This is a genomic window from Candidatus Hydrogenedentota bacterium (genome assembly GCA_016791475.1).
Lineage (GTDB): Bacteria > Hydrogenedentota > Hydrogenedentia > Hydrogenedentales > JAEUWI01 > JAEUWI01.
Genome location: JAEUWI010000520.1, coordinates 275 through 503, shown reverse-complemented (window position 1 = coordinate 503; position 229 = coordinate 275). Strand labels below are relative to the sequence as shown.

Below are 229 nucleotides of genomic sequence, written 5' to 3'. Positions count from 1 at the left end.
TACTGGAATGCGCCCGGGTTGCTCGGCGGGAGCGAGTTGCCCTGCGCGTCGCTCCACTCATCCATATTGAAGCCGTACACGTGGTCGCACGGCACGCCCCACTCGGTGAGGAAGTAGACCGCCCAGCGATACATGCCCATTGGACCGACCGGGAGAATCAGCGCCAGTTTCTCGCCGGCGTCGCGCGACCGCTTGATGGTGATGGCGATTTCGTGGCCGAGCAGCGTGT

The 229-nt window shown here is 64.2% G+C and carries 1 pseudogene (only partly in view); it reads right to left on the bottom strand.

Features of this window, described 5'->3' with window-relative positions:
* Positions 1–229 (bottom strand): annotated as a pseudogene (locus JNK74_30590) (glucosamine-6-phosphate isomerase); it runs 166 nt beyond the window's last position.